Source organism: Rhizobium sp. SRDI969, assembly GCF_025152725.1.
GTDB classification, from domain to species: Bacteria; Pseudomonadota; Alphaproteobacteria; order Rhizobiales; family Rhizobiaceae; genus Rhizobium; species Rhizobium leguminosarum_I.
On sequence record NZ_CP104035.1, the window covers coordinates 1,134,720 to 1,158,674 of the forward strand.

Genomic DNA, 23,955 nt, shown 5'->3' on the forward strand with positions numbered 1-23,955 from the left:
AGCAGCCCGCACCGGTCAGAGTGCGGGCTGTGAGGATCATTCCGCCGCTTGATAAGCAGGCCTCCGGGCGGCCGATGTCCGCGGACCGGCGGCGGCAAGCAGGGTGATCGCCACCGCAAGCGTTGCCACGAAGGCTATGCCGGCGACGTAGGGGTTCCAGCCGAAATGCGGTGCGGCGCCGAAGACCGCCGAGGCGGCCGCAAGCACGATGCCGCCGCCGATCTGGAAGGAGGCGAAGAGCAGCCCGGAGGCGAGCCCCGCCTTGTCATCCTCCACATCGGAAAGGGCCGCAACCTGCACCGAGGGGTAGGTCAGGGCGTAACCCAGGCCGAGCGGGATCTGCGAGAACACGACCAGCAGGATCGGATCGACATGTCCGAGTGCGGTAACCCAGAAGACGTAGCTGAAGGCCTGCAGGCCGACACCCACTGCCATCAGCCGGGTAGCGCCGCGATTTTGCGCGACCGTCGCAAAACGTGGCGCCAGGAACATCACGAAGACACCGCCAAGCGCGAAGCAGAAGCCCGTCGTGAAGGCCGACCAGCCGATGACGTTCTGATAGTAGAGCGTCGCCAGAAACTGGAAGCCGACATAGGCACCCTGGAAGAGGGCGGCGATCGCATTGGCATGCCGGAGTTTGGCGCGGCGGAACATGCCGAGCGGCACCATCGGATCGGCATGGCGCGCTTCGACCAGGAGGAAGAGCAGGATCAGCACCAGCGACGCGGCGAGCGAACCCCAGGTCGGGAACGCCTGCCAGCCGGCGGCCGCGGCGTTGGTGATGCCGAAAACGAAGAGCAGCAGCCCGGGCGTGATCGTCAGCGCGCCGGCCCAGTCGAAGGCAGGTCTCGGTCCCGCCCTTTTCGGGTCGGCGGGCAGCACCAGCGGCGCCAGAACGAGCGTCAGGATGGCGACGGGCGCGCCCATGACGAGCGTCGCCCGCCAGCTGAAGATCGTCGCGGCACCGCCGAGCACCATGCCGAGCACGAAGCCGGCGGCGCCGGTGGAGGAGAAGACACCGAGCGCCTTTGCCCGTGCGGTTCCCTCGCCGAAGACGGAGAGAAGCAGCGCTAGGGCTGCAGGCGCCGTGAAGGCGGCGGCAATGCCTTTGATCAATCGGGCGGCGATCAGCGTCGGCCCGCTATCGACGAAGCCGCCGGCGATGCTGGCGGCGGCAAAGATCGCCAGCGACCAGAGGAAGACGCGGCGATGGCCAAAGACGTCGGCGACCCGGCCGCCGAGCAGCAGGAAGCCGCCATAGCCGAGCACATAGGCGCTGACGGCCCATTGCAGCGATGTCGCCTCCATGCCGAGTTCGGCCTGGATGGCGGGAAGCGCAACGCCGATGGTGGAGACGTCCATGGCGTCGAGAAAATTGGCGGCGCAGAGCAGCAGCAATGCCAGCCCCGCCCCGCTTGGCGATTTGGAAAGAGTCATCGAAATCGTTCCTTCTTCGCTGCCGCCTCATCGGGGGAGGTTGCCGGACGGCAGGGAACGAGAAAATGTACAGCTTCCTTTCCTATTGCAAATTGATAGTAGCCATGCCAGGTATTGCTGACGATGATGAATGATGCCACTCTTCGCAAGATCGACCTCAATCTCCTGCTGGCCTTTTCAGTGCTGATGCAGGAGCGCAACGTCAGTCGTGCCGCCGAACGGCTGCTGCTTGGCCAACCCGGCCTGTCGGCCGCTTTGCGGCGCCTGCGCGAGGCCCTGGACGACGAATTGTTCGTACGTGTCGGCCGCGGCCTGCAGCCGACGCCGCGCGCCCTTTCCATCGCCCCGGCGATCGAGGATGCACTGTCGGGCATCGAGCGCGCCATCCGCCCGCAGGCCGAATTCGATCCGGCAAGCTGGCAGGGCGAGTTCCGCATCGGCATGTGCGACAATCTCGAATCGGCCTTCTTCGGCCCGCTTGCCGCCCGTCTTCTCCAGCTTTCACCCGGCGCCCGGCTGATCGGCGTCGCCTCCGAGAAACGCGATGCCGCGCGCCGGTTGGACGAGGGCGTCTTCGACTTCAGCGTCTCCGTGCACGACGAACCGGCCTCTTGGCACATTCGCGCGCCCTTGTTCGACCAGGCCTCAATCTGTATTTACGACGAAGCTCAACTCCGGCTAAAGGCGCCGCTGAGCCTCAAGGACTTTGCCAATGTCGCCCATGTCACGGTCTCGTTCGAAGGCAATGCCGCGACCAGCATCGACATCGCGCTGAGCCGCACCGGGCACGTCAGACAGGTGGTGGCGACAGTGCCGCGCTTTTCCGCCCTGCCGACTGCGCTGCGGGCCATGCCCGCCATCGCCACCGTGCCGGAATCGATCGGCCGCTGCATGGCGCAATTGCATGGGTTGACGATCTGTCAGCCGCCGCTTCCTCTCCCCGCCGATCCGGTGACGATGCTCTATCGCCGTATCGACCAGGCCGACGGCCGGGCGCGCTGGTTCCGTCGCCTGTTCCTCGAGGTCGCCAGCCAGGCGCTCGAAGCCTCCGGCTGCCGCGTATCGATCTCGAGAGTTGCCGCCTGACCCCTTAAAGTTCGCCTTTGTGAAAATACGCTTCGAGGCGGTAGCCGTCCGGGTCGATGATGAAGGCGGCATAATAGAATTGCCCGTAATCCGGCCGCACACCCGGTTCACCATTATCCGTGCCGCCGGATGCGACGGCCGCCGAGTGAAAGGCATCGACCGCGGCCTCATTAGGCGCGACGAAGCAGAAATGCAGCCCGGATCGCATGTCGGCAACCACGGGCTGTTCGACCTGCATCACCCAGAGCCCGACCCTTTCAGGGCCGTAGCCAATCATGGTGTCGGAATTGGACAGGCGCTCATATCCGAGCGGCGCCAGCGCCGCATCGTAGAAACGGCGAGCTCTTTCGAGGTCTTTTACGCCGATGGAGATATGATCGAACATCAACTGCGAACTCCTATCTTCCGCTAATCCCCGAGGGACTGCTCACACCCAAGATGGCTCGACGCCAACAACTTTCAACCAAAGCATGTCATGCAAAAGTCTACAGCGGATTTGCGACAACGACATGCGTAAAACAAAGACTTAAAGCGCGAGGAGTGAATCTGAAAGATTGCGATGCGCTTTAAATCAACGAAGGGGCCTGTATCGTGGGTGTGGATCATTCATGGCCGGCGATCCTGTCCAGCGCCTTGGCGAAAAACGCAGTCCTCCGACTGCAGCTGCCTGCGGCAATGCCTGAGGCTGGACATTGCCGCGCATCCGCCCAGGTCTCGTTCTAAACAGCGCCCCCGGCGACGCTTTGCATCGGCTGCAGGTTCGTCACCTCATAGGTCCAGACGCGAAACGCCTTCAGCATGTGCGGCCCGAAGGAATTGATGAGCGGTATGTCGGCGGCGTCGCGCCCGCGTGCGACGATGATACGACCGATCCGCCGCGTGTTGTTGCGTGGATCAAATGTGTGCCATGCACCGTCCAGGAAGACCTCGATCCAGGCGCTGAAGTCCATCGGATCGACGACCGGAATACCGATGTCGCCGAGATGGCCATTGATATATCGGGCAGGAATGTTGAGGCAACGGCACAACGCCACTGCGAGATGCGCAAAGTCGCGACAGACGCCGACACGTTCGTGAAACGCCTCGAAGGCTGTCCGCGTCGATCGCGCCTGCATGTAGTCGAATTGGACGTGGCGGTGGACGAAGTCGCAGATCGCCTGAACGCGGCCCCAACCCGGTGAGACTGTGCCGAACATATCCCACGCAATTTGACTGAGACGATCCGTCTCGCAATAGCGGCTGCCCATCAGGTAGACGAGGCAATCATCCGGCAATTCCGAAACCGGGAGTTCCCTGGCGCCTGGCAGCGACCTGTCCGGTTTGCCGTCGTCTTCGATCGTCGCATCGCCCCATATGGTCAGGTCGCCCGCTGGGGCAACCAGCCGGAGACAGCGGTTGCCGAAGAGATCACGGTAAGTCGAAGTGCGAACATCCGGCGTGGTGAAGACCGTTTCCGGAATTCTGATGTCGGCCGCACGATCATCATGAACCGACAACAGGCATACCAATGCGGTCGGCTGCGGGCAGGTCAGTGTCATTTCATAGCCGTAACGGATCAACATAGAGCGTTCTCTCGCGTCCGGATCCGCCTAGCGGAAATCCGCCGCAGTTAGAGTTTAGAAGGCGCGGCGGCGGTAGGAGTAGGCTTTGCGTGCCACGTCCTGAATGGAGTTGCGCAGGACGTCGAATAACGAAAGCCAATTCGTTTCCGAAGGCTCGGTTCTTTGCAATGCGGTGTCGGATTTCGCCAGAGCGCCAACCTCGATGAAGAACAACACCTGGAACATGCCGTCATGGCCGACGAAGCGCACAGCATTTCGCGCCGCATCGAAGCTACGGCTTTGGTTCAGGAAGGCTAGCGCCACGGTTGAGCCGGCGGGGTCTCACGAGCACTCCGAGCGGCGTCCGACAGCCTGAGCCATTCCTTCCGGTATCCTATGTTGAGAAGATTGAAGGACATCACGTCTTTTCCGGCGTCCGAACGGCTCTTGCCGGTCAGGGCATGGTCGGCGTGCACTGGAACGCCTGCGGATACACGATAGACGGTCCACGAACGGGCGGATTCGATCCGGCGGTCGTGTTCGATCTCCATGGAGTAGCGGCCGGACGCGCCACATTTGTTTTCCCATGTGCCGACGGCAAAGGCATTCCGTCTTCGTTCGGCTTCGTCTTCATGGCTGTTCACGATGTCAACCTTTCGTCATTCGGGCCGTGGCCAAGGCCAAACGTCCTCTCGATCAGTGTTGCGCCGCTGCCGGCGGGCGAAAGGTTTACCAGTTCCAGACTGTCTTCCGTCGCGACCCGCTCATGACGTTCATCGTCACTGCGGATGCGGTATTGCAGCACATTTCCTCTCAGAGGCAGTGTGGCGGTAATGCGATATGTCTCGGGGAGCTTGGAGGGAACGACCAGGAACCCGTCCTTCACCCGGACGGTTTGCCCCACCTTGAAGATATGTGTTGCCGCCTCGCGTCGGATCGAGCGTCCATTGCGTTGCGGGATGCGCGTAGCGGTCATGATGGTTTGTGGTCCTTTTCGAGCGCGGTTTGGAGATCTGAAAGGTGGACAGGCATCATCTGCTGCGTCGAACTCTGCGCGGCGATCGCCGGCAGGTGGATGAAGGCGCCGACCCGTCGCCAGGCAAGCCTGGAAACGCTGTCGATCGATTCCTCGTCATAGTCGACGCGGTATTCTCCGGCTGGCTGCGCCCCGTCGAAACCGGGCAGGCGGAATGGAGATGAAAAACGGACGACGGTTTCTGTGGTGCGACTTGTCACGGCTGAGGCCTCCGCAGGAATACACTGATGCGTTCCTGTATCGTTGAGATCCGAGCCGGACGAACTCGAGGCTGCCGGTACATCCGCGGTCAGCGCCAAGCTCATTCCGGATCGGAACAGGCGAAATGAACGCCGGAACGACGTCATACATTCGCTATCGAGAATTCAGTGGTGATGGCGGGTCGTAGGTCTCTGACACCGCGAAGCCAAGTCGGCCAAATCGACGAGGCCCATCATTACGCCTTGATTGAGTTTAAATCAAGATAATTCGGATTTATCTATAAAAAACGCCAAATTAACGCGACGACATGCTAAATAAAGTTGAGCGCTGCGGCGAAAAAAATTCTATTCATTTCCAGATTAATACAAAATATCCGCTCAAATTGATTTCCTGAATTTTTCAAGAAATTCCCTGGGTGAACAATATTTCTTGGCACTCCTAACAATCGAGTGCCACGGATGCTATTTATGTACTGCAGCCGCCATACGCGCCGGCAGCAGAAAGACCTCTATGAAATTCCGCTCACTTCACGACCGCGTCGTCATTCGACGTGCGGAAGGCGATGTCAAATCCAAGGGTGGGATCATCATTCCAGACACCGCCAGGGAGAAGCCGCAGCAAGGTGAAGTGGTCGCAGTCGGCCCGGGCTTGCGCGACAAAGGCGGCACTCTGGTCCCGCGCGATGTCGAGGTCGGCGACATCATGGGCATCGTCGAAAAGACCGAAACGGCTGCCGACAAAGCCGCCTGAGGGTCGAATTTCCGACCCGCATCTCAAGACCGAACTGGGAAGAAATATCATGTCTGCCAAGGAAATCAGATTCTCCACCGACGCGCGCGACCGCCTGCTGCGCGGCGTCGAATTGCTCAACAACGCCGTCAAGGTGACGCTTGGCCCGAAGGGTCGCAACGTCGTCATTGACAAGGCCTATGGCGCACCGCGCATTACCAAGGACGGCGTTAGCGTCGCCAAGGAGATCGAACTCGAAGACAAGTTCGAGAACATGGGCGCGCAAATGGTGCGCGAGGTGGCTTCGAAGACCAATGATCTTGCCGGCGACGGCACGACGACGGCAACGGTGCTCGCCGCCTCCATCTTCCGCGAAGGCGCAAAGCTTGTCGCTGCCGGCATGAACCCTATGGATCTCAGGCGCGGCATCGATCTCGGCGTTACCGCCGTCGTCAAGGAAATCCAGGCGAGGGCGATGAAGGTCAAATCGTCAGGCGAGATCGCGCAGGTCGGCACCATTGCCGCCAATGGCGACGCCACCATCGGCGAGATGATCGCCAGGGCGATGGACAAGGTCGGCAATGAGGGCGTCATAACAGTCGAAGAGGCGCGAACCGCCGAAACCGAACTCGATGTCGTCGAGGGCATGCAGTTCGATCGCGGCTATCTCTCGCCCTATTTCGTCACCAATGCCGAGAAGATGCGCGTGGAACTGGAGGAGCCCTATATCCTCGTTCACGAGAAGAAACTCGGCAGCCTGCAGGCGATGCTGCCGATCCTGGAAGCCGTCGTACAGACCGGCAAACCGCTGCTCCTCATCTCGGAAGACGTCGAAGGCGAGGCGCTGGCGACGCTTGTCGTCAATAAGCTGCGTGGCGGCCTGAAGGTCGCAGCCGTCAAGGCGCCGGGCTTTGGTGATCGCCGCAAGGCCATGCTGGAAGACATTGCCGTGCTAACCGCCGGCCAGATGATTTCCGAGGATCTCGGCATCAAGCTCGAGAACGTCACGCTCGATATGCTCGGCCACGCCAAGCGTGTGCTGATCGACAAGGAGACCACCACGATCATCGACGGCTCCGGCGAGAAAGCGGCCATCCAGGCGCGCATCCAGCAGATCAAGGCGCAGATCGAAGACACCACCTCCGACTACGACAAGGAAAAGCTGCAGGAACGCCTGGCGAAACTCGCAGGCGGCGTCGCGGTCATCCGCGTCGGCGGCGCGACCGAGACGGAGGTCAAGGAAAAGAAGGACCGCATCGACGACGCGCTGAACGCCACCCGTGCGGCGGTCGAAGAGGGCATCGTGCCCGGCGGCGGCGTGGCACTGTTGCGCGCGAAGTCGGCGCTCACGGGACTGACCGGGGAGAACGCCGACGTGACGGCGGGCATCTCGATCGTGCTCAGGGCGCTCGAAGCCCCGATCCGGCAGATCGTCGACAATGCCGGGTTCGAGGGCTCGATCGTCGTCGGAAAACTCGCCGGCAGCAATGATCACAATCAGGGCTTCGATGCACAGACGGAGACCTATGTCGATATGATCGAGGCCGGCATCGTCGATCCTGCCAAGGTCGTGCGCACCGCTCTGCAGGACGCTGGTTCGATCGCGGCGCTGCTGATCACCGTCGAGGTAATGATCGCCAACATTCCCGCAAGAGACACTGCGTCTGCTGCCGGAAATGGCGGCATGGGGTACTGAGGATGAACTGAACCGGTCCGGCGTCGCCGGATGGCACAACCTGAACAACAGACACGGAGAATTCCAATGTCCGTGCAGAGCAGCAGCAAGATTACCCAGCGTTTCGACAGTTACCAGCCATCCAAGACGCTTCTCTCCTGGGCCTGCGTCGTCACGGCGATCGCCACGATGATCATCGGATTCAGCTGGGGAGGTTGGGTAACAGGCGGCACATCAAGCAAAGCGGTAGCCGCCGCCGGCGATACCGCACGCGGAGAACTGGCGTCGGCCATTTGCGTCGAGCGGTTCAAGGCGGCACCGGATGCGGCCGCTAAACTCGTCGAGTTCAAGGCGATTACCGAAGGCTACAAGCAGCGTCAGTTTGTCGAGGCCGGCGGTTGGGCGACCATGCCTGGGCAGACCTCACCCGACAGCCGAAGTGTTCAAGGCTGCGCCACTGCGCTTGCCGTTTGACACCATTTTCCAGAGCGCTCCGATATGGTGCGGAGCGCTGCCACTGTCAAAGCAGGAAATGATCCATGATCCGTTTCGTGAAAAAGACCGACTCGCAACCAGCCGCAGTAGACGCGGGCGACAACCGCTTGCAGAAAATCCGCGAGGCAGCTGCCGACGAGCATAAGAAAGCCGCCAACGACAGCACGCGTCGCCGCGCGCCCCGGGCAACGGGAGATGACGATCAGCTTATCTGAGAGGGATATGAAGGCGTTCTTGGACAGATCTCAAGCGCAGCCGTGTAAAGCCGGCATACGGTGCGATCTGAGGAGATGACCTAGCTGTAATCCAGCCAGATCCCGCCAGCATCGGCGGAGCGCACGCAGTTTTCCACCCAGCGCACCCCTTCCAGTCCGGCATCGACATCGGGAAAGACGAGGTCTTCGATGCCCGCAGGGGCGAGGCCGCGCTCATTGTTGATGGCAAAGCCGAAGCGGCGATAGAGGTTCGCCCAGGCTTCGAAGAGACCTTCCGGGTGACCGCCGCCGATCCGGTCGTCGATCCTGGCCTCGGGATAGAGATAGTCCATGCCGCGCTCGAGGATGCGGGCCGGTTCGTCCTGGATTTCGTAGGAGAGCTGGTTCGGCCGCTCGTCCCACCATTCGATGCTGGCCTTCGAGCCGACGATGCGGATCTTCTGGCCATGCATGGAGCCGGCATTGACGGCGCTCGACCAGATGGTGGCGATCGCGCCATTGTCATATTCCATCAGGGTCACCGCATTGTCTTCGAGCGGCGCGCGGCTTTTGACGAAGCTCTGGCGGGTGCAGAGCAGCCGCCTGATCTTCAGATGCGGCAGGATGACCTTGGCGATATAAAGCGGGTGGGTCCCGACATCGCCGAGGACATAACTGGGACCTGCGAATTTCGGATCGACGCGCCAGCGCGTCGCGGGATTCTGCTCCTCCACCGCAGCACTATGGAAGCCATGGGCGAATTGCAGGTTGACGATGCGGATCTCACCAAGATCGCCATTCCTGATCATCGCGCGCGCCTGCTCGATCATTTGGTGGCCGGCATAGCCATAGGTCACGCCGACGATACGGCTGCGCGCCTCCGATAGCGCCTTCAGTTCCTCAGCTTCGGCGATCGTAAAGCAGAGTGGCTTTTCGCAGATCACATGCAGATCATGGTCGAGTGCTGCTTTGCAGATCGTGAAATGGGTATTGTTGGGTGTTGCGATCGACACGGCCTCGATGCCGTCGGCCCGCCCGGCCTCGGCCGCAAACATCGTCGCATAGTCCCGGTAGCTTCTGGCTTCGTCGAGCCCGAGATCGATGCCAAAGGCGCGGCCGCGTTCCGGATCGATATCGAAGGCGCCCGCCGCAAGGGCAAAGACGTCGTCGCGATGCGCTGCCGAGCGATGAATATAGCCAATCTGGCTGCCTCTGCCGCCGCCGACCATACCCCAGCGGATCGGCTTTCTCCTGTTGTTCGCCATAATGTTGTCCTTAGAACCCAACTGACCTGAGATAGTCGCGGCTTTGCTTCACATCTTCGAGGCTGCCGGCGACATTGAGCGGATCGCGCTCCTGCTCGACGGTGATGAAGCCGTGATAGCCGATCTCCTCGAGCACTCGTTTGACGGCAGGATAATCGATGACGCCGCGGCCGATCGGACACATCACACCCTGTCCGCAGGCATCGAAGAAGCGGATCTTCTCGCCGAGCACACGGTCGAAGACGGTCTGGTCGATGTCCTTGAAGTGGACGTAGTCGAGCCTGCCGGCATATCGGCGAAGCATGTCCACGGGATCCATGCCGGCATAATAGCTATGGCCGGTGTCGAGGCAGAAGCCGGCGATCTCCTGCGGAATGTCAGCGGCCACCCGCTCGATCTCATCGGCGAATTCGATATAGCCGCCCGCATGCGGGTGGATGACGGCGCGCACGCCATATTTGCGCTCGGCGAGTTCGGCGATCGCCGTAATATTGGCGACCATCCCGGCCCAGGCCTTGTCGTCGAGACGCGGCGCACGATCGGAATGGCCGGCGGCATAGTCCCGCTCGTCGTGCCCCCAGTCCATGACCGTGAGATAGGGCGTCCTGAACCGCTGGCCCGCCACCTGTTCCGGCTGCGGCAGCCTCGTGATGACGGCGCAGATTTCGTCCGTCTGTCGCAGCAATGCCTCCCGATTTTGAGAAGAGACGAGATCGTCGAAGATCGTGCCGGCGACGATGAAGAGATTGCGCTCGGAGAGCGCCTTGGCGACGAGCGCATCATCGAGCGGCACGTAACCATAAGGCCCGAGTTCGAGGCCGCCATAGCCGGCCGCTACCGCCTCGTCGAAGACGCGTTCCCAGGCGGGAAGGTTTGGATTGTTGACGTCATCAACGCCCCAGCAGCAGGGGGCGGTCGTAATCGTGATGGTCACGGTTTTGTTCCTGATAGTGGGGTGCCGGGGCGGATGTTGACGATCAGCCAAGTTTCCCGGGCCAGTATTTGTCGACATATTTCTGGATTTCAGAGCGCATGAAGCGGCCGGAATCGTCGGCGCGCTCCTCCCAGCCGAAGACGCAGGCGGTGATGATGCCGTCGAACCCGACAGCGGCGAGCGACGAGAAAAAGACATCCCAATCGATCTCGCCCTGGTACATATCCATGTGCTGATGGATGGTGACCTTGGCGCCCGGCGGATTGATGATATAGCGCAGCCCGGACGACGCCTTGTGATTATAGGTATCGGCCACATGCACATGGGCGATCAGCGGGCCGGCATCGCGGATCATCCGCGCCATGTCGTCACCGAAATAGAAGGTATGCGGCGCGCAGTAGAGGAATTTGACGTTGTTCGAGCCGATGGTCTTCAGCATGTCGATCGCCGGATGCAGCGTCTCGCACCAGTCTTCCGGATGCGGTTCCATATTGAGGGTGACGCCCTCGCGTTCGAACACCGGGACGAGCTCTTCGATCGAGCGCCACCAGGCGGCCTCGCTGTGCTCGTGGGTATGTATGCCGCCGCAGCAGCTGGCGCGGTGGCTGCGATCCGGCGACGGCCCGCGGCCAAATTCCGAATTCATCGTATCGCAGCCCATCTCGGCCGCGATCGCGATTGCTTCCTTCCAGTAGCGCAGTGCCGCCTGCCGCTCGTCCTCATGCGGGCTCGCCCAGCGGTACATCGGCAGGATCGAGGCGAGCTGGACGCCGTGATCCTTCAGGGCCGACTTGAATTCCGCGATGCGTTCCTTGTGTGCTCGCGGGCGCACCCACCAAGGCAGAAAGTCGTCACGCGGTGACAGCTCGATATGCGCGTAGCCGAGCTCCGCCGCCTTGCGGCAGAGGTCGCGCAGGTTGAGGTGACGGTGCATATGCGGGTCGAGTGCGATCTTCATCTGGCTCCTCCGTCATCCCCGGCCGCATCGGGCCAGCGGATAATCCTTGATCTCGTTTGTTTCGGACGTCCGGTGCTCCTCCCGGATTGCTGGCACGATACGGCTGCGGCGCCCCCATGCTCCAATGCTTCCTTGATCAAATTTGATCATTGACCTCACCGCAGGCCGATGCTCTGCTGTGTCAGCTTTGGGAGTGAGTGAGCCTGATGAAGGTGACTTTGAAAGATGTTGCGACGCAAGCCGGCGTCGGCACCGCGACCGTCGAGCGCGTCCTCAACGGCCGCGGCGGCGTGCGGCCTGAAACGGTGGAGAAGGTCTTCTTGGCGGCAAGACGGCTTGAATACCGGCAGAGCCTGCCGGTCGCCCATCGCGGCCTGATCCGGATAGAGGTGATCCTCGTTCGCCCTGAGACCAGCTTCTATTCGCGTCTGAACCGGGCATTCGAGCGCATCGCCGCCTCGCTCGACGACAGCATCGTCGTTCACCGCACCTTCGTCCGCGAGAACGAGCCGGCGCAATTCGCCCGCTACATCGCCAACCCGACGGCACGCCGGTCGGCGTTAATCGTGGTTGCCCCCGACCATGCCGATGTCGTCACCAGTGTGCGCAAGGCGGCCGGTCTCGGCATTCCCGTCGTCCAGATCATGACCCGTCCGGCCCCCGAACTGCCCTATGTCGGCATCGACAATTATGCTGCCGGACGCACCGCGGCTCACTATATGTCGGGCATGCTGGCGCAGCGCCCCGGTTCGTTCGTCGCTCTCTGCCACAGCGGCGCCTATGAGAACCATAAGGAGCGGATCCGCGGCTTCTCCAGCTATCTCTCGGAGAAGGGTTCAAACGAGCATCGTTTCATCGAGGTCATGTTCGACCTTGATGACGAGCACAATGCCATGGAGCTGCTGCAAGCGGCACTTCGGCGCGAACCGGGCATCATCGGCGTCTATAGTGCAGGCGGCGACAACAAGGGTGTTGCGAGCGTGCTCGCGGCCAACAGGGCTGGGCGGCCGTTCTGGGTCGGCCACGAATTGACGCGAGAGACGCAGGACTATCTCAGCCGCGGCATCATGTCGATCGTGCTCGACCAGGCGCCGGAGGTGCAGGCGAGACGCTCGATAGACCTTGCGCTGAACAGGCTTGGTCTCATCGAGGTGGAGGTCAGCGCCGAGCCGGTGCGCTTCCTGACGATCACATCGGAAAATCTCTGAGGCGGGATAGGATGCACGGACATCCGCTCGAACGAGCGCCCGTGTCTGTCACGACGCCGGCGCGACCTTACTGCAGCTGCGGCTTCTTGAGAAAGCTGTTGCGGTCGGCGGACTTGATGCGCAGCCAGGCTTCCCGGCCGTTCCTCAGTATCCGCATGGGGATTTCCGCCCCGGCCGGGCCGCTGCTCCAGAGCTTGCGGTAGAAATCGGCCAGGCCATCGACCTCTTCGTCGCGGATCTCCGAAATGATATCGCCTTGACGCAGGCCCGCCTCGGCGGCCGGGCCGCCTTCGGCCACGCTCATGACCACCACGCCGCCATTGCTCTCGGCGGAGAAGGCGCCGAGCCAGGGCCGCGGCGGTCTGTTGACCTGACCCCGGTTCAAGAGATCGTCGAGGATCGGCGGCAAAAGGTCGATCGGCACGACCATATTGATATCGGCGACCTCGTCGCCCTGGCTCATCTGCAGGCGAAGCGAACCGATGCCGAGAAGCTTGCCGTCCGAGCCGATCAGCGCCGCACCGCCCCATGAGGGATGGGCCGGTGCCGTGAAAATCGCCTCGTCGAGCAGATATTCCCAATAGCCGGCGAATTCCTGCCGGGCGACGATATTTGCCTCGACGAATTCTCCGATGCCATCGGCCAGAACGACGGGATCGCCGGCCTTGGCCGTCGCCGCGTCGCCGAGATCCACCGCAGGCGCATTCAGAGAGCCAAGCGCCTGCACCAGACCGAAACCGCTTTCCTGATCATAGGCGAGCGCATGCGCGGGAACCACGCGCCCGTCATGGGTCGTCAGCCAGACCTCTTCGGCCTCGGTGATGAGATAACCGATGGTCAGCACCAGCCCGTTGTCGCGAATGACCACGCCGCTGCCTTCCCGGACGGTGCCCAGCGTCTCCGCCGTGAAGGCATCTTCCGGAATGGAGGAACGGACGGCCACGACTGACCGCAAAATCGGATCGATATTCATGCTTTCATCCCGATAGGCGCCGGCGCGAAAGGCCGAAAGCCGGCGCATTCCTCCTTGAATAGGTAAGAGAATGGACGGCGGGTGCAAGACCGTATCGGAGGGAATTTCAGCAGGCCAACGCGCGACCTCCCTCCGATGCCTGCACCAATCAAGGTTTCACTGAACGCCGAGACTATTGCGCATGGCACCGGCAGGCGGCTGAGCGCGACCATATTGCCGCGGCGAGCATCCCATCACTCTCTTGAAAGCGGTGCTGAATGCGCTTTCGGATTCATAACCGAGAGACAGGGCGACACCGGCAATTGCTTCGGCTGAGTTTGTCAATCGGTCACCTGCGAGAAGCATGCGCCAGCGCGTCAGATAATCCATCGGCGCAAGCCCGACCTTTTCCTTGAAGTGGAGAGCAAAACTGGACCGGGACATCGAGGCCTGTTCAGCCAGCGACTGCAACGTCCACTTGCGGGCTGGATCGGCATGCAGGGCACCGATAGCCGCACCGATCCGCCGGTCGGTAAGCGCGAAAAGCCAGCCGACGCCGCGCGCATTCGGCGATGCGATATGGAGACGCAACACCTGTATGAGCATGACATGAGCAAAATGCTCCGCCATCAGAAAGCCGCCCGGCTGCTGGTCGCGCAATTCGCGCGTCATCCGATCGAGGCACCAGCGCAGCACGGCGGCGTGATCGGAATCCCTCTTCACATGGACGATCGGTGGCAGGATTCCGAGAAGGATGTCCGAATTTCCTTCCGAAAAGGAAAAACGGCTGCCGATCAGGAAGAAATCGCCGCCGCCGTTGCACGTCGCAATGCCGTCGCGGGCGATCGAATAGATCGCATCGGACGGGATCGCTTCGAGCGCCGGATCGCTGGCGAGACGAAAAGCTCGGCGGCTCGTCAGCAGAAAGCAGTCGCTTTCCTCCAGGCGGACAGCTTCGGCAACGCCATCGACGCTCAGCCAGCAGGCGCCTGAAATCACTGCGTTGAACTTGATGCCATCCGGAGGCGGAAAATCGATCGCCCAAGCGCCGCCAGCGTCAAGCCCCGCGGAAACATAACTGCGCGGTTTGAGCAATGCGAGAACATCGGATAACGGGTCCATGTAAAATTCCGGACGATGGCGAAGAGATGTTGGACTTTAGCGCATGGATCGTCTGGAGACCACGCCTTATTCTCGCGACCGTCATCCCGAGCGACGGAAACGTCGCAGAACAAAGGTAATTATCATGAGTGATAAACAAGTCCCCATCGGTTCCGGATTTGGACCCCACACGACGGCCGGCGAGGTTCTGGCCGGTCTCGATCTTTCCGGCAAGCGCGTCATCGTCACCGGCGGCCATTCCGGCCTCGGGCTCGAAACCACACGCGCTCTGGCGGGCGCCGGCGCCAAGGTGACCATCGGCGCAAGGAGCATCGAGGCGGCGCGCAGCGCGGTCGCCGGTATCGATGGCGTAGAGATTGATCGGCTCGACCTTTCCGACCTCGAAAGCGTTCGCGTCTTTGCCGAGCGGTTCGTCGCGTCTGGCCGCAGCATCGACATCCTGATCAACAGCGCCGGCATCATGGCCTGCCCGGAAACGCGTGTCGGCGACGGGTGGGAGGCACAGTTCGCGACCAATCATCTCGGCCATTTCGCCTTGGTCAACCGCCTTTGGCCGGCGCTCTCGCGCGGCGCTCGCATCGTTTCGGTTTCCTCCGGTGGCCATCGCAACTCCGCCATGCGATGGGAGGATGTGCAATTCGAGACCGGTTACGACAAATGGCAGGCTTACGGCCAGTCGAAGACCGCCAACGCACTTTTCGCCGTGCATCTGGACAGGCTCGGGCGCGACACCGGCATCCGCGCCTTCTCGCTGCACCCGGGCAAGATCCTCACCCCCTTGCAGCGCCATCTCGCAAAGGAGGAAATGGTCAGTGCTAGCTGGATCGATGCGGACGGCAATCCGATTGACCCGACATTCAAGACCCCATCCCAGGGTGCCGCCACGCAGGTTTGGGCGGCGACCTCGCCGCAACTCGACGGTATGGGAGGCCTCTATTGCGAGGACTGCGATATCGCCATCCGCGCAACCGATGGAGAACCCGGCGGCGTCAGCGACCATGCGGCCGATCCCGAGGAGGCGGCACGCCTGTGGATCTTGTCGGCAAGGCTGACCGGCATTGATGCTTTCGCGGCGCATGCCTGAACCCATAGCGCGCGGCAAACCCTCGTCAATGTGCGCCGAAGACACAGCCGATTGTCTTGCCGTCCTCGCGCCTCACCCGGGCCTTCTCGGGTGAAGGCGTCATTGGCGCGCACGCTGCCGAAATCGGCCTGCAACAGCGCGGTCGCCGTGCCAGATTGTATTTGCGCAAATAGCAGTCAAATCCGGCGACAATCCGTCTTTAAAACGTATTCAAACTGTACGCAAAAACTGTGGCATTCCGTCCTGCGTCGCTCTGCGGACCCGGAGGCGCGACATTTTTCGTGACAGCGACATTGTGCAACAATATACGGTCAATCTCATCAGGAATCAGACTGACACGGATCACGACATGAAAGACTGGCATCCAGATCTCAGCCGCAGCAGCAGCCCCCGCTATATGGCGATCGCCGATGTGATTGAAATGGATCTGCGCAGCGGACATCTGGTGGCTGGGGATCGGCTGCCGCCGCAGCGCGAACTCGCCAAGCGGCTGAATGTCGATTTCACGACGGTAGCCAGAGGGTATGTCGAGGCGCAGAAGCGCGGGCTTGTGGATTCGCATGTCGGCCGAGGCACCTTCGTTACCGGTGGCGCGGACAAGGAGCGCCGGGGATTCGCGCCCGACGCCGCGCCCGATCCCCGCCGCGCCTCCATCGTCGATTTCTCGATGAACATGCCCCCGGAACCTGATGATCCCGAGTTGATCGCCCGCATGCGCGAGGGCATGTCGGCGGTAGCGGCGAGCCTCATTCCGCTTTTGCGCTATCAGGGTTTCGGCGGCTCCAGCATGGACAAGGCGGCTGCTGCCTCCTGGCTCAGCCGTCGCGGGCTGGTGCCCTCGCAGGAGCGCATCTTCGTCACACCCGGCGCCCATCCGGCCCTGCTGGCGATCTTCGGCCTGCTGGCAAAACCGGGCGAAACGGTGCTTTCGGAAATCATCACCTATCCCGGCATGCGCTCGATCGCCGCCCAGCTGCGGCTCAATCTGGCCGGCTTGCCGATGGACGAGGACGGTATCCTGCCGGATGCCTTTGCAGACGCCTGTGAGAGATTGAAGCCGAAGGCGCTCTATCTCAATCCGACGCTGCAGAACCCAACGACGCTGACCATCCCGGCCAGGCGCCGCGAGGAAATCTCAGCCGTCGCCCGCAAATATCATGTGCCGATCGTCGAAGACGATGCCTACGGCTTCATTCCCCAGCAAGGCCCGGCGCCGCTCGCCGCAACAGCACCCGATCTGACCTGGCATATCGGCGGGCTGGCGAAATGCATCGGCGCGGGTCTGCGCCTTGCCTATGTCGTGGCGCCTGACAGTAAGGCAGTGTGGCCCTTCGTCAGCGCCATGCGCGCCAACAATGTCATGGCCTCGCCACTGACCGTGGCACTCGCCACCCGCTGGATCGAGGACGGCACCGCCGATACGATCCTGCGTTTCATCCGCGCTGAGGCCGCCGCCCGCCAGCAAATGCTTGCCGCTATCCTGCCGGCCGGCAGTTACCGCGCCGATCCGATCAGCTTCAACATCTGGCTGCCGCTCTCCAACGGCTGGACCCGCTCTACCTTCGGCAGCCATACCCGTTCTTCCGGCATCGGCGTCGTCGCAAGCGATGCCTTCACGGTCGAGGGCACGGCACCCGAGACGGTGCGCGTCTGCCTTGGCGGACCGATCACCCGGGAGAAACTGCGCGGCGCACTGGAATTCATGGCCCATGCGCTCGAAGGCCCGCCTGAGATGGCGGCGTCGTTCTTCTGACGCCGAACTCTGCCGAGGCTGATCGGGGCCGGACGAAAGCGGAACCGGTGAGGATCAGAGCGGCCGCCCCAAGCCGTCCGGGCATGGGCGAAGCATAGCCGTCACGTTCACGTCTGCCCCGCCCAGGCTGCCAGCCTTGGCTGCGGCTCCAAATGCTGTTTCAGAAATCTGCAGCCAGCTTGCTGCCGGCCTGCGCTGGAAGATCTGCGGCATTCTGGCGAATTGACTGGCAATATCCACGCAATGTAAGTATATTGCATGCATACATTAATTGCATTGATAGCATCAATGTTCACCGTATCAGCAAAGCGAAATCGTCATGGACACGGAATATCCCCCACTTCCTCCGATACAGACCGGCATCAGGGGGCGCTGCCCGCGATGCGGCCAGGGCCATATGTTCAAAGGCTTCCTGACGCTGCGGCCGGGATGCGAAGCCTGCGGCCTCGATTATTCCTTCGCCGATCCGGCCGACGGTCCGGCCTTCTTCGTCATCTGCTTCGCCTGCATCCCGAGCGTGCTGCTTGGCGTGTGGCTGGAGGTGGCCTTTTCGGCGCCGATCTGGGTGCAGCTTCTGGTCACCGGTCCCTTCATGCTCGCCACCTGCATTCCGCCGCTCCGGCCGCTGAAGGGCTGGCTGGTCGCCAGCCAGTATTTCTACAAGGCGGAAGAGGGCAAGCTCGCCTAAAGCATGTCGCGCAAAAGTGTGCAGCGGTTTGCGCAAACGACATGCGTAAAAACAAAGACCTAAAGCGCGAGGGCGAATCTGAAAGATCGCCACGCGCTTTAGGACTTGTTTAGCGTCGCGCGCAGACGCGGCGTCGCGAAATCGAGCAGCGCCCGCAGTTTCAGGGGCACTAGGCCTTGCGCGGGATAGACGAGATGGACCGGCGCCGGCGGCGGTTCGAAATCTTGGAGCAGCGGCACCAGCAGGCCGGCCATCTCGGCGCGTGCGGCCTGGTAGGAGAGCACGCGGGTGATGCCGAGGCCGGCGACAGCCGCATCGACCGCGGCCTCGGCGGTGTTGACGGCCAGCCGCGAGCGGATCGGCACCGCGAGATCATGTTTGCCCTCGGTGAATGTCCAGCTCAGCATCGAGGCCATACCCTCGAAGGTAACGCAGGCATGCCCAGCGAGATCGCCTGGATGCCGGGGCAGGGCGTGCCGTGTCAGATAATCCGGGCTGGCATAGACCGTACGGCGGATCGCGCCGAGCCTTGTGGCGATCAGGTTGCTGTCCGGCAGGTTGCCGATCCTGAGCGCTACGTCGATATGATCCTCGACGAGGTTCGATATCCGGTCGCCAAGCATCAGCCTCAGATTGATATCGGGATAGGCTTTCAGGAAATCCACCACGACAGGCAGGACGTGCAGCCGCCCGAAGACGATCGGCGCGGTCATCGTCAACTCGCCCTTCGGCGCGCTGTATTCACCGGCTGCCGTCCGTTCCGCCTCTTCCACTCGATCGAGAATCTCCCGCGCCGCCTCGACATAGGAGCGGCCGGCTTCCGTCAGCGTGATCTTCCGGTTGCTCCGTTGCAGCAGCTGGGCGTTGAGATGTGCTTCCAGTTCTGAAACCTTGCGGCTGACGGTTGCGAGCGGGGATCGCAGATGCCGTGAGGCGGCTGACAGGCTGCCCTGTTCGACGACGGCAAGGAGCACGGTCATGGCATCGAGGCGGTCCATTCTATCCTTCCATGAATTGGTAGCATGCCTTCCAGATTAGCATTCTACTGCAGCCAGATGGAAGGCAGTAAATTACGCAACAGATGGTTCGAAGCGGCCATCGCCAACCGCGTCCCGTCAATCGGAAGACCAAAGGAACCATCATGAAACTCTATCATCACCCGCTTTCCGGCCATTCGCACCGGGCTCACCTGTTCCTGTCGCTGCTTGGCGTGCCCTATGAACTGGTCGAGGTCGACATGGCGGCAGGGGCCCATAAGGCGCCGGACTTTCTGAAGCTCAATCCCTTTGGCCAGGTGCCGGTGCTCGACGACAATGGCACTGTCATTGCCGATTCCTCTGCCATTCTCGTCTATCTCGCGCGCAAATACGGCCGCACCGACTGGCTGCCGGAAGAGGCGGTGGTGGCGGCGCGGATACAGAAATGGCTCTCGGTTGCATCAGGCGAGATCGCCTACGGACCATGCGCCGCGCGGCTGGTCACCGTCTTCGGCGCCGATTTCCGCACCGACGAGGTGATCGCCCGGGCGCACCGCATTCTCGCGCTGATCGAGGCGGAGCTCCACGGCCGCAGCTTCCTGCTCGGCGACAATCCTGTGATCGCCGACGTGGCGCTCTACAGCTACATCGCCAATGCCCCGGAGGGCAATGTCGATATCTCAGCCTATCCAAGTGTTCGTGCCTGGCTTGCGCGCATTGAGGCGCTGCCGGGTTTCGTCGGTTTTCGCAAGACCAAGATCGGCCTTGCCGCGTGACAAGCCGCCGGGGCAGGTCGCTGTCCCGGTTCCCTAAATGCTGTCCAAAAGGAGGCCGTGATGCTGGAGCAGACAAGACAGGACGCCACATCGCCCTGGCATGTGGGTGAACTCGCCATGCAGCGCAGTGTCGGTGTCGCCGAACGCATGGACGGGCCGGGACGGAATTTCGTCCGCAAGGCCATGCCGGAGCAGCACCGCGCCTTCTTTCCGATGCTGCCTTTCGTCGTGCTCGGCGCCGTCGATTCTATGGGCAATGTCTGGGCAACGGTCAGGGCTGAGCGCCCTGGTTTCATGGCCTCGCCGGAGCCGGAGATTCTCGAGGTCCGCCTGCCGCGCGACGCAGCCGATCCTGCCGATGCCGGCATGGAGGATGGCGACGCGATCGGAATGCTCGGCATCCAACTCGAGACCCGGCGCCGCAACCGGCTGAACGGCGTGATCCGCAGGGCGGATGCTGGAGCTTTCCAAGTGCGCGTCGGCCAGAGCTTCGGCAATTGCCCGCAATATATCCAGCTTCGTTCTTCCGCCTTCGTCCGCGATCCCGATATGTCCTCGACGATGCCATCCATTCGTTCCGGCCAACTCGACGATCGGGCGCTAGGGATGATCGAGGGCGCCGATACCTTCTTCGTCGCCTCCTATGTCGACCGCGACAATGGCGAGCGGCAAGTGGACGTGTCCCATCGCGGCGGCAATGCCGGCTTCGTCCGTGTCGGCGCCGACGGCGTGCTGACCATTCCCGACTTTCCCGGCAATCGGTTCTTCAACACGCTCGGCAATTTCCTCGTCAACCCGAAGGCGGGTCTGGTGTTCATCGATTTCGAAAGCGGCGACACGCTGCAGATGACGGGCAGGGTCGAGGTGCTGCTGGATTCGCCTGAGATCGCCTCCTTTCAAAGGGCGGAACGGCTGTGGCGTTTCACGCCCGAAGAGATCGTGCTGCGCCCGGATGCCCTGCCGCTACGGTGGAGCCTGCATTCCAACCTCTGAGGGCAAACGCCGCCTCGAATCGGCTTGTCAATCATTGTACCGATCAGCACAATGATAACCGTTCAGTACAGGGATAACCGTTCAGTACAGGAGCCCGGAGAACCTATGTCCAGCCTCGTCCCGCCTTTCACCCTTGAGACCGCCACCCAGAAAGTCCGTCTTGCCGAGGATGGTTGGAACAGCCGTGATCCCGAGCGCGTCTCGCTCGTCTATACGCCGGACAGCCGCTGGCGGAACCGTGCCGAATTCATCACCGGCCGCGCCGAGATCGTCGCCTTCCTCACCCGCAAATGGGCAAAGGAGCTGGATTACCGGCTGATCAAGGAGATCTGGGCCTTCACCGATCATCGCATCGCCGTGCGCTTCGCCTATGAATGGCACGACGACAGCGGCAACTGGTTCCGCTCCTATGGCAACGAGAACTGGGAGTTCGACGCCGCCGGCTTGATGCAACGCCGCTTCGCCTGCATCAACGACCTGCCGATCCGGGAATCGGAGCGCAAGTACCATTGGCCGCTCGGCCGGCGGCCGGACGACCATCCCGGTCTGACCGAACTCGGCCTCTGAACAAGCCAAGGAAGCCGCGGGTGAAGACCGTCTACGAACGCGCCGACATCGTGCCGCTGCTGGCGGAAATCTTCCGCGAGCTCGGCTATGAGGGCACGTCACTTAGCCGCATCACCGAACGCACCGGCATCGGCAAGGGCAGCCTCTACCACTTCTTTCCCGGCGGCAAGGAGGAGATGGCGGGTGCCGTGCTCGCCGATGTCGATGCCTGGTTCGAACATGCGATTTATCAGCCGCTGAGAAAGGACGACGCCGATCAGGCGATCGCCGCGATGTGGACGAATGTGAACGATTATTTCCGCTCCGGTCGTCGTATCTGCCTCGTCGGCGCCTTTGCGCTTGACAAGACCCGCGAGCGGTTTTCAGCGGCGATCGGTGATTATTTCATCCGCTGGATCGACGCCTTGCGGTCGGCGCTGATGCGGGCAGGCTGCCCCGAGGGGAAGGCGCAAACGCTCGCCGAGGAGGGCGTCGCGGGCATTCAAGGCGCGCTGGTGCTGTCACGGGCGCTTGATGATAGAATGGTTTTCATCCGATCGTTGGACACGTTGGCGAAGCGGCTCGATGCTGTGATGAGATGAGGGGCGGTAATGTGATGAGGGGCAAACCGCTGGACGTTGATTGCAATTGGGAAAAATTCACCCGGCCACGAGTGACTGGCCGGGGCATTGATCGGGCGCTGGCAGGCGCTCGAGCTTACATTGGTAGCGTTTTGCGTCTATTTCAGCGTTGCTGTTGAGGCTGCTGGGCCGGGCGCGCATTTTCGCGTTCAGGGCGAACCTGGCGCCATTCGTTTTCCATCTGATCGACGACATGCTGGGGAATGGTGGTTTGGCTGTTGGCGGGCGTCTGCATCGGAAGTCTCCTCTGTTCGTGGTAAGGCTTCGGGGCAAGAAGATGCATTGCATAAGACAAAAGGCGTGTAAATCAGTGGCTTAAACACTTTAAACGATTAAATTGAATTTAATCGATTAAGACGGTTTTAACCATGATATTTCGAGGGAAGCGCGGAATGGTTGTCCACATGGACCGGACATTCTTTTTCGATACGGTACGGCACCGGCTCTTCAAAGGAAACCTGACTCAGCCTCAGGTAGTGGGCATCACGGCGATTCTCGACGCTTGGGAAGAACGCTTTGCCGATGCCGACCGTCGGTGGCTCGCCTATATCCTCGCAACCGCTTATCACGAGACTGCCTATACGATGCAGCCGGTGCGTGAGACGCTGGCGGAAAGCGATGCGCGCGCGGTCGAGATTCTGGAGACGGCCTTTGCCGCGGGCCGGCTCTCCTGGGTGAAGACGCCCTACTGGCGGCCGGATGAGGATGGCTGCAGCTGGCTCGGCCGCGGCCTGGTGCAGCTCACCCATAAGTGGAACTATGAGGCGATGAGCGTGCTGACGGGGATCGACCTCGTTGCCGAACCCGACCGGGCGATGGAGATGGATGCGGCGGTGACGATCCTGATCGAGGGCATGCTGCAGGGCAGCTTTACCGGCCACAAACTCGCCGATCATCTGAACGCGACGACCGCGGACTGGGTGAATGCGCGCCGCATCGTCAACGGCACCGACCGGGCGGAAAAGCTCGCAGCCTATGCCATGGTCTTCGATGCGGCGATACGTCCCGATGCGGCCCATGGCATGCTCGCTCGGTTGAAGGCCTGGGGCGCGCATGTTATCGCCCGGCTGACAGCCGGAGTGCCGCGCGTCCGATAGGATGCGCCAAGGCCGCTCCATCATTTTGACAAATCCGACAGGAGCTTCCGCGTGATCCGTCATATCGTCTTCTTCACCGTGCAGGAGGAACATCTGCAGGAGGTGAGGGCCGGGCTTTCGATCCTGACCGGCATTCCGCATGCGCGGCTGCTGGAAATTGGCAGCAACGTGAAGACCGATCAGTTGGGCACCGAGATCGATCTCGTGGTCTACGGCGAATTCGACGATGAGGCGGCCCTTGCCGCCTACAAGGCGCATCCCGATTACCAGCTCTCGATCGAGCGCGTACGGCCGCTCCGGGAAAAACGCATCGCCGCCGATTACGACAGCCGCACGGCGGTGACGCGGCCGCTCTGAATTGCCCAAGCATTTAACTGGGAAGCTACATTCCATTGAAATTTCAAATGGATGACTGATTGTCCGGATTCGGATCGTCGCCAAGCTGACTCAGCTTCTGAGCCACCGAACTCAACTTTCGAAAAAGCGGCGGCAAGCGATTCGAAAGATTCGTCAAAAAGGGGCTGCTGCTTCATGGTCTGGCTGCCGCAGCGGTTGCGGCGCGCGGGC

Annotated in this window: 29 protein-coding genes; 15 read left to right on the forward strand and 14 right to left on the reverse strand. The window is 61.7% G+C overall.

Annotation, left to right across the window (positions count from 1 at the left end):
• Positions 1 to 36: 36 nt before the first annotated feature.
• Positions 37 to 1,437 carry an MFS transporter gene (locus tag N2A41_RS05755; RefSeq protein WP_260110489.1) on the reverse strand — a complete coding sequence of 467 codons (1,401 nt, stop codon included), beginning with the start codon at positions 1,435 to 1,437 and terminating at the stop codon, positions 37 to 39.
• A gap of 123 nt (positions 1,438 to 1,560) precedes the next feature.
• Between N2A41_RS05755 and N2A41_RS05760 the strand changes: the two genes are divergently transcribed.
• Positions 1,561 to 2,523, forward strand: coding sequence for a LysR family transcriptional regulator (locus tag N2A41_RS05760; RefSeq protein WP_260110490.1), 963 nt, complete (start codon positions 1,561 to 1,563; stop codon positions 2,521 to 2,523).
• 4 nt (positions 2,524 to 2,527) lie between these two features.
• Here the strand turns inward: N2A41_RS05760 and N2A41_RS05765 are convergent, their stop codons facing one another.
• The 6 genes from N2A41_RS05765 to N2A41_RS05790 form a co-directional block, all read right to left on the reverse strand.
• The gene (locus N2A41_RS05765) at positions 2,528 to 2,908 is read right to left on the reverse strand and encodes a VOC family protein (RefSeq protein WP_222386215.1); all 381 of its coding nucleotides are present in this window, start codon (positions 2,906 to 2,908) and stop codon (positions 2,528 to 2,530) included.
• 334 nt (positions 2,909 to 3,242) lie between these two features.
• Complete coding sequence (locus N2A41_RS05770; protein ID WP_260110491.1) at positions 3,243 to 4,085, reverse strand: transglutaminase-like domain-containing protein; 843 nt, start codon at positions 4,083 to 4,085, stop codon at positions 3,243 to 3,245.
• A 54-nt stretch (positions 4,086 to 4,139) separates the two neighbouring features.
• Positions 4,140 to 4,388 (reverse strand): DUF1488 domain-containing protein, encoded by a 249-nt coding sequence (locus N2A41_RS05775; RefSeq protein ID WP_222386217.1) that lies wholly within the window; start codon positions 4,386 to 4,388, stop codon positions 4,140 to 4,142.
• Complete coding sequence (locus tag N2A41_RS05780; RefSeq protein ID WP_222386218.1) at positions 4,379 to 4,708, reverse strand: hypothetical protein; 330 nt, start codon at positions 4,706 to 4,708, stop codon at positions 4,379 to 4,381. The genes N2A41_RS05775 and N2A41_RS05780 overlap by 10 nt, the downstream gene beginning before the upstream one ends.
• On the reverse strand, positions 4,705 to 5,040 hold the full coding sequence (locus N2A41_RS05785; protein ID WP_170278298.1) for a hypothetical protein: 336 nt from the start codon (positions 5,038 to 5,040) through the stop codon (positions 4,705 to 4,707). Before N2A41_RS05785 ends, N2A41_RS05780 begins: the two co-directional genes overlap by 4 nt.
• Positions 5,037 to 5,300, reverse strand: coding sequence for a hypothetical protein (locus tag N2A41_RS05790; RefSeq protein WP_170278297.1), 264 nt, complete (start codon positions 5,298 to 5,300; stop codon positions 5,037 to 5,039). Before N2A41_RS05790 ends, N2A41_RS05785 begins: the two co-directional genes overlap by 4 nt.
• A gap of 511 nt (positions 5,301 to 5,811) precedes the next feature.
• Between N2A41_RS05790 and N2A41_RS05795 the strand changes: the two genes are divergently transcribed.
• The 4 genes from N2A41_RS05795 (at position 5,812) to N2A41_RS05810 (ending at position 8,415) form a co-directional block, all read left to right on the forward strand.
• A complete protein-coding gene (locus N2A41_RS05795) occupies positions 5,812 to 6,051 on the forward strand; it encodes a co-chaperone GroES (RefSeq protein WP_017963568.1) in 240 nt (79 codons plus the stop codon).
• A 49-nt stretch (positions 6,052 to 6,100) separates the two neighbouring features.
• On the forward strand, positions 6,101 to 7,726 hold the full coding sequence (gene groL, locus N2A41_RS05800) for a chaperonin GroEL (protein ID WP_222386219.1): 1,626 nt from the start codon (positions 6,101 to 6,103) through the stop codon (positions 7,724 to 7,726).
• A gap of 66 nt (positions 7,727 to 7,792) precedes the next feature.
• On the forward strand, positions 7,793 to 8,179 hold the full coding sequence (locus tag N2A41_RS05805) for a hypothetical protein (RefSeq protein ID WP_222386220.1): 387 nt from the start codon (positions 7,793 to 7,795) through the stop codon (positions 8,177 to 8,179).
• Between the two features lie 65 nt (positions 8,180 to 8,244).
• Entirely contained in the window at positions 8,245 to 8,415 is a 171-nt protein-coding gene (locus N2A41_RS05810; protein WP_222386221.1) for a hypothetical protein, read from the forward strand.
• Between the two features lie 80 nt (positions 8,416 to 8,495).
• On the opposite strand, the gene N2A41_RS05815 is transcribed toward N2A41_RS05810, so the two are convergent.
• The 3 genes from N2A41_RS05815 to N2A41_RS05825 are packed head-to-tail and all read right to left on the reverse strand — an operon-like array spanning position 8,496 to position 11,551.
• The gene (locus tag N2A41_RS05815) at positions 8,496 to 9,659 is read right to left on the reverse strand and encodes a Gfo/Idh/MocA family protein (protein WP_170280416.1); all 1,164 of its coding nucleotides are present in this window, start codon (positions 9,657 to 9,659) and stop codon (positions 8,496 to 8,498) included.
• A gap of 10 nt (positions 9,660 to 9,669) precedes the next feature.
• A complete protein-coding gene (locus N2A41_RS05820) occupies positions 9,670 to 10,593 on the reverse strand; it encodes a sugar phosphate isomerase/epimerase (protein WP_260057860.1) in 924 nt (307 codons plus the stop codon).
• Positions 10,594 to 10,636: 43 nt separating this feature from the next.
• A complete protein-coding gene (locus N2A41_RS05825) occupies positions 10,637 to 11,551 on the reverse strand; it encodes a sugar phosphate isomerase/epimerase family protein (RefSeq protein WP_222351198.1) in 915 nt (304 codons plus the stop codon).
• A 206-nt stretch (positions 11,552 to 11,757) separates the two neighbouring features.
• On the opposite strand from N2A41_RS05825, the gene N2A41_RS05830 reads away from it, so the two are divergent.
• Positions 11,758 to 12,759, forward strand: coding sequence for a LacI family DNA-binding transcriptional regulator (locus tag N2A41_RS05830; protein WP_260110492.1), 1,002 nt, complete (start codon positions 11,758 to 11,760; stop codon positions 12,757 to 12,759).
• Between the two features lie 67 nt (positions 12,760 to 12,826).
• Here N2A41_RS05830 and N2A41_RS05835 read toward each other — a convergent pair whose 3' ends face one another.
• Together N2A41_RS05835 and N2A41_RS05840 are read right to left on the reverse strand one after the other, a co-directional pair.
• Positions 12,827 to 13,732 (reverse strand): S1C family serine protease, encoded by a 906-nt coding sequence (locus N2A41_RS05835; RefSeq protein WP_026154076.1) that lies wholly within the window; start codon positions 13,730 to 13,732, stop codon positions 12,827 to 12,829.
• Positions 13,733 to 13,888: 156 nt separating this feature from the next.
• Complete coding sequence (locus tag N2A41_RS05840) at positions 13,889 to 14,833, reverse strand: AraC family transcriptional regulator (RefSeq protein WP_260110493.1); 945 nt, start codon at positions 14,831 to 14,833, stop codon at positions 13,889 to 13,891.
• 124 nt (positions 14,834 to 14,957) lie between these two features.
• Here N2A41_RS05840 and N2A41_RS05845 point away from each other — a divergent pair, with 124 nt between their 5' ends.
• The 3 genes from N2A41_RS05845 to N2A41_RS05855 all read left to right on the forward strand — a co-directional run bounded on the left by N2A41_RS05845 (position 14,958) and on the right by N2A41_RS05855 (position 18,358).
• Positions 14,958 to 15,917: an SDR family NAD(P)-dependent oxidoreductase gene (locus tag N2A41_RS05845; RefSeq protein WP_260110494.1), complete on the forward strand. Its 960-nt coding sequence runs from the start codon at positions 14,958 to 14,960 to the stop codon at positions 15,915 to 15,917.
• 349 nt (positions 15,918 to 16,266) lie between these two features.
• The gene (locus tag N2A41_RS05850) at positions 16,267 to 17,670 is read left to right on the forward strand and encodes an aminotransferase-like domain-containing protein (protein WP_260110495.1); all 1,404 of its coding nucleotides are present in this window, start codon (positions 16,267 to 16,269) and stop codon (positions 17,668 to 17,670) included.
• Between the two features lie 319 nt (positions 17,671 to 17,989).
• Positions 17,990 to 18,358: a DUF983 domain-containing protein gene (locus N2A41_RS05855; RefSeq protein WP_017963579.1), complete on the forward strand. Its 369-nt coding sequence runs from the start codon at positions 17,990 to 17,992 to the stop codon at positions 18,356 to 18,358.
• A gap of 98 nt (positions 18,359 to 18,456) precedes the next feature.
• On the opposite strand, the gene N2A41_RS05860 is transcribed toward N2A41_RS05855, so the two are convergent.
• Positions 18,457 to 19,356 carry a LysR family transcriptional regulator gene (locus tag N2A41_RS05860; RefSeq protein WP_260110496.1) on the reverse strand — a complete coding sequence of 300 codons (900 nt, stop codon included), beginning with the start codon at positions 19,354 to 19,356 and terminating at the stop codon, positions 18,457 to 18,459.
• A 143-nt stretch (positions 19,357 to 19,499) separates the two neighbouring features.
• Between N2A41_RS05860 and N2A41_RS05865 the strand changes: the two genes are divergently transcribed.
• The 4 genes from N2A41_RS05865 (at position 19,500) to N2A41_RS05880 (ending at position 22,252) form a co-directional block, all read left to right on the forward strand.
• Positions 19,500 to 20,111, forward strand: coding sequence for a glutathione S-transferase family protein (locus N2A41_RS05865; protein ID WP_170261255.1), 612 nt, complete (start codon positions 19,500 to 19,502; stop codon positions 20,109 to 20,111).
• A 60-nt stretch (positions 20,112 to 20,171) separates the two neighbouring features.
• Positions 20,172 to 21,104: a pyridoxamine 5'-phosphate oxidase family protein gene (locus N2A41_RS05870; protein ID WP_260110497.1), complete on the forward strand. Its 933-nt coding sequence runs from the start codon at positions 20,172 to 20,174 to the stop codon at positions 21,102 to 21,104.
• A 105-nt stretch (positions 21,105 to 21,209) separates the two neighbouring features.
• The gene (locus tag N2A41_RS05875; RefSeq protein WP_017963583.1) at positions 21,210 to 21,671 is read left to right on the forward strand and encodes a nuclear transport factor 2 family protein; all 462 of its coding nucleotides are present in this window, start codon (positions 21,210 to 21,212) and stop codon (positions 21,669 to 21,671) included.
• Positions 21,672 to 21,691: 20 nt separating this feature from the next.
• Positions 21,692 to 22,252 carry a TetR/AcrR family transcriptional regulator gene (locus N2A41_RS05880; RefSeq protein WP_260110498.1) on the forward strand — a complete coding sequence of 187 codons (561 nt, stop codon included), beginning with the start codon at positions 21,692 to 21,694 and terminating at the stop codon, positions 22,250 to 22,252.
• Positions 22,253 to 22,394: 142 nt separating this feature from the next.
• Here the strand turns inward: N2A41_RS05880 and N2A41_RS05885 are convergent, their stop codons facing one another.
• Positions 22,395 to 22,526: a hypothetical protein gene (locus N2A41_RS05885; protein WP_260110499.1), complete on the reverse strand. Its 132-nt coding sequence runs from the start codon at positions 22,524 to 22,526 to the stop codon at positions 22,395 to 22,397.
• Positions 22,527 to 22,683: 157 nt separating this feature from the next.
• On the opposite strand from N2A41_RS05885, the gene N2A41_RS05890 reads away from it, so the two are divergent.
• Complete coding sequence (locus tag N2A41_RS05890; RefSeq protein WP_260110500.1) at positions 22,684 to 23,388, forward strand: hypothetical protein; 705 nt, start codon at positions 22,684 to 22,686, stop codon at positions 23,386 to 23,388.
• Between the two features lie 51 nt (positions 23,389 to 23,439).
• A complete protein-coding gene (locus N2A41_RS05895; protein WP_162118052.1) occupies positions 23,440 to 23,745 on the forward strand; it encodes a Dabb family protein in 306 nt (101 codons plus the stop codon).
• Positions 23,746 to 23,955: the final 210 nt, after the last annotated feature.

Coding starts and splice junctions, on each gene's coding strand:
- N2A41_RS05760 (WP_260110490.1), top strand. CDS start 1,561: ATGATGAATGATGCCACTCTTCGCAAGATCGACCTCAATCTCCTGCTG.
- N2A41_RS05825 (WP_222351198.1), bottom strand. CDS start 11,551: ATGAAGATCGCACTCGACCCGCATATGCACCGTCACCTCAACCTGCGC.
- N2A41_RS05870 (WP_260110497.1), top strand. CDS start 20,172: ATGCTGGAGCAGACAAGACAGGACGCCACATCGCCCTGGCATGTGGGT.
- N2A41_RS05805 (WP_222386220.1), top strand. CDS start 7,793: ATGTCCGTGCAGAGCAGCAGCAAGATTACCCAGCGTTTCGACAGTTAC.
- N2A41_RS05765 (WP_222386215.1), bottom strand. CDS start 2,908: ATGTTCGATCATATCTCCATCGGCGTAAAAGACCTCGAAAGAGCTCGC.
- N2A41_RS05810 (WP_222386221.1), top strand. CDS start 8,245: ATGATCCGTTTCGTGAAAAAGACCGACTCGCAACCAGCCGCAGTAGAC.
- N2A41_RS05885 (WP_260110499.1), bottom strand. CDS start 22,526: ATGCAGACGCCCGCCAACAGCCAAACCACCATTCCCCAGCATGTCGTC.
- N2A41_RS05815 (WP_170280416.1), bottom strand. CDS start 9,659: ATGGCGAACAACAGGAGAAAGCCGATCCGCTGGGGTATGGTCGGCGGC.
- N2A41_RS05770 (WP_260110491.1), bottom strand. CDS start 4,085: ATGTTGATCCGTTACGGCTATGAAATGACACTGACCTGCCCGCAGCCG.
- N2A41_RS05890 (WP_260110500.1), top strand. CDS start 22,684: ATGGTTGTCCACATGGACCGGACATTCTTTTTCGATACGGTACGGCAC.
- N2A41_RS05755 (WP_260110489.1), bottom strand. CDS start 1,437: ATGACTCTTTCCAAATCGCCAAGCGGGGCGGGGCTGGCATTGCTGCTG.
- N2A41_RS05835 (WP_026154076.1), bottom strand. CDS start 13,732: ATGAATATCGATCCGATTTTGCGGTCAGTCGTGGCCGTCCGTTCCTCC.
- N2A41_RS05840 (WP_260110493.1), bottom strand. CDS start 14,833: ATGGACCCGTTATCCGATGTTCTCGCATTGCTCAAACCGCGCAGTTAT.
- N2A41_RS05830 (WP_260110492.1), top strand. CDS start 11,758: ATGAAGGTGACTTTGAAAGATGTTGCGACGCAAGCCGGCGTCGGCACC.
- N2A41_RS05785 (WP_170278298.1), bottom strand. CDS start 5,040: ATGACCGCTACGCGCATCCCGCAACGCAATGGACGCTCGATCCGACGC.
- N2A41_RS05845 (WP_260110494.1), top strand. CDS start 14,958: ATGAGTGATAAACAAGTCCCCATCGGTTCCGGATTTGGACCCCACACG.
- N2A41_RS05865 (WP_170261255.1), top strand. CDS start 19,500: ATGAAACTCTATCATCACCCGCTTTCCGGCCATTCGCACCGGGCTCAC.
- groL (WP_222386219.1), top strand. CDS start 6,101: ATGTCTGCCAAGGAAATCAGATTCTCCACCGACGCGCGCGACCGCCTG.
- N2A41_RS05795 (WP_017963568.1), top strand. CDS start 5,812: ATGAAATTCCGCTCACTTCACGACCGCGTCGTCATTCGACGTGCGGAA.
- N2A41_RS05850 (WP_260110495.1), top strand. CDS start 16,267: ATGAAAGACTGGCATCCAGATCTCAGCCGCAGCAGCAGCCCCCGCTAT.
- N2A41_RS05855 (WP_017963579.1), top strand. CDS start 17,990: ATGGACACGGAATATCCCCCACTTCCTCCGATACAGACCGGCATCAGG.
- N2A41_RS05875 (WP_017963583.1), top strand. CDS start 21,210: ATGTCCAGCCTCGTCCCGCCTTTCACCCTTGAGACCGCCACCCAGAAA.
- N2A41_RS05860 (WP_260110496.1), bottom strand. CDS start 19,356: ATGGACCGCCTCGATGCCATGACCGTGCTCCTTGCCGTCGTCGAACAG.